Source organism: Halorubrum sp. SD612, assembly GCF_002135005.1.
In genome coordinates this window covers 1-2,187 of sequence record NZ_NEWI01000272.1, presented here as the reverse complement: position 1 = coordinate 2,187, position 2,187 = coordinate 1, and the positions used below count along the sequence as shown (strand labels likewise).

Below are 2,187 nucleotides of genomic sequence, written 5' to 3'. Positions count from 1 at the left end.
GAACTCGGCCGCCTGTCCGATCTGGATCGGTCCGCTGCCGATAAGGAGAATCGTCCGGTCCTCGCTCATTACGCGGACGGAATACGCTCATCGTAATAAGGTCGGCGGTAGAGTACGAATCTCGCAGCGAGTTTGCGATTTTCGCAAGCGACCGTGTGCCACGGTAGTTGCTATAATGTAACACGGGCGTCGGGTCACCGCCCGCGACGGTCCCGTCGCGAACTGCGCAGACCGTCGCCGGGCGACCGCACCTCCCCCTCGACGCGGGCGGCGTCGCTGACGCCCGTCCGGCCTCAGGTCTCGAGTCGGTACCGGTACGGCCGGCCCGCGATGACCTCGACCTCGCCGCGCTCGGCGCGGCGCCCCAGCACGGTGGCGACCCGGTGCGGGCTGTCGATCGCCTCGCACTCGTCGCACTCCTCGACGAGGGCGAGAATCTCCCGCGCCGTCAGCGGCTCGTCCGCCTCGGCGAGCACGCCGCGGATCCTGTCGTACCGGTCGTATTCACCGGCGCTCATGCGTCTTACGTACGGTCTCCGCACGTATAGGGTTCAGTGAGACAGGAGTCGGACGGTTGTCAGACAAGAGGCGTGAGACGGTCGTTTTCCCGAGTTTGAGCGGTCCTTCGAGAACCGGACGGAGGCGCGGGCCGGAGTTCAGGCGTACGGGTCCTCGGCTTCCAGGTCGCGCTCCGCGCGGTACTGCTCGACGAACTCGCTCACGTCGAACTCGACCATCTCTTCTTCGAACGCCGACAGCGCCTCGTCGTCGTCGGCGTGGCTCACGGCGTGTTCCATCAGCTCGACGACGAGCTCGACGACGACCTCGTGGAGCCGGCGGGAGTCGAACTCGGTCACCCAGGCCATCGCGTACCCCACGTCGGCGTTCTCGCTGGCGTCGTGTGAAACGACCGCCTCCGGGAACTCCTCCAAGACGACCCCGAGCAGGTGCGGCGTGTCGAACTCCGGCATCTCCTCGCTGGTCGTGTCGATCGCCTCGCGGAGGACCTCGACGAGGAAATCGGGGAGGAAGCGCTCGGGCGGATGGACGTCCATCACGACCGCGTGGGTCTCGCCGCAGGCGCACTCGTACTCGCGCATCCCGAGGTCCAGGTCGCCGACGCCGATCGTCTCCCCGCAGGGTAGCTCCAGCGCGTTCTTGTCGCCGCCGGGGACGCGGGGCTGGGACATACCCCCGATTGGTCGCTGGCGAGGTTAAAAGGAGCGGAACGGGTCGGTGGGTCGCTACTCGAAGTCCTCGTAGCCGCCCTCTCCGCCTTCGCCTTCGGCCGCGCTCTCCCCCCCTTCGCCTTCGGCCGCGCTCTCGGCGTCCTCGTCTTCGCCGTCGTCCCCGCCGTGCGTCTCCACCTCCGCTTCGACCTCGATCTCGATCCCGTTCGCCTCGTAGGTCGCTTCGAGGACCTCGGCGTCCTCGCGTTCGACCTCCAGTTCGTCGCGGTCGACCTCGACCTCGACCTCCACGTCGACGGTCACGTCGTCGGACATGGCTCCGAGTACGCGCGCGACGCTCAAAAACGTCCCCGCAAGAGAGACCGCGAGCCGCCGGCCGCCGACAGCCGGCCGCGCTACTGGAAACCGATCCGACCGCCGGTGTCGCGCAGCGACTCGCCGCCGCCGCCCTTGAACTGCTCTCTCACGTCCTCGTAGTACGCGAGGATGTCCTCGTTGATGGTCGGCCGGACCGACTCCATCGCGCGCCGGAAGTGCTTCATCTCGACCTCCTCGGCGTCGTCGTCGTCCCGCAGCGCCTCGATGGCGGCCTCGCGGGCGATCCCCTCCAGGTCGGAGCCGACGTAGCCGTCGGTGATCTCGGCGACCTCGCGCAGGCTCACGTCGGGCGCGAGCGGCGTGTCGCGCGTGTGGATGTCGAGGATCTGCTCGCGGCCCTCCTGGTCGGGCTGGCCGATCATCACGAGCCGGTCGAACCGCCCCGAGCGCAGCAGCGCGGGGTCGATCATGTCCGGCCGGTTGGTCGCGCCGATGACCATCACGTCGCCCATGTCTTCGAGCCCGTCGAGCTCCGTCAACAGCTGGTTCACCACGCGCTCGGAGACGTTGTTCCCCATCTCCTGCCCGCGCGAGGGCGCGAGGCTGTCGAGCTCGTCGAAGAAGATGATCGTCGGGCTCACCTGCCGGGCCTTCCGGAAGGTCTGTCGGATCGCCTTCT

At 68.0% G+C, this 2,187-nt stretch carries 4 protein-coding genes; all 4 read right to left on the bottom strand.

The window, feature by feature from the left end; translation table 11 throughout:
- Positions 1 to 293: 293 nt before the first annotated feature.
- Positions 294 to 518, bottom strand: coding sequence for a hypothetical protein (locus B9G38_RS16290; RefSeq protein WP_086221077.1), 225 nt, complete (start codon positions 516 to 518; stop codon positions 294 to 296).
- Positions 519 to 656: 138 nt separating this feature from the next.
- A complete protein-coding gene (locus B9G38_RS16285; RefSeq protein WP_086221076.1) occupies positions 657 to 1,190 on the bottom strand; it encodes a DUF5815 family protein in 534 nt (177 codons plus the stop codon).
- A 54-nt stretch (positions 1,191 to 1,244) separates the two neighbouring features.
- The gene (locus tag B9G38_RS16280; RefSeq protein ID WP_086221075.1) at positions 1,245 to 1,505 is read right to left on the bottom strand and encodes a hypothetical protein; all 261 of its coding nucleotides are present in this window, start codon (positions 1,503 to 1,505) and stop codon (positions 1,245 to 1,247) included.
- An 80-nt stretch (positions 1,506 to 1,585) separates the two neighbouring features.
- Positions 1,586 to 2,187 (bottom strand): AAA family ATPase (locus B9G38_RS16275; RefSeq protein WP_143415559.1); only part of this gene is annotated, 602 nt, incomplete at its 5' end.

What these genes read in the sequence shown, in the direction of transcription:
- B9G38_RS16290 (WP_086221077.1), bottom strand. Translation starts at nt 518, where the DNA reads ATGAGCGCCGGTGAATACGACCGGTACGACAGGATCCGCGGCGTGCTC.
- B9G38_RS16280 (WP_086221075.1), bottom strand. Translation starts at nt 1,505, where the DNA reads ATGTCCGACGACGTGACCGTCGACGTGGAGGTCGAGGTCGAGGTCGAC.
- B9G38_RS16285 (WP_086221076.1), bottom strand. Translation starts at nt 1,190, where the DNA reads ATGTCCCAGCCCCGCGTCCCCGGCGGCGACAAGAACGCGCTGGAGCTA.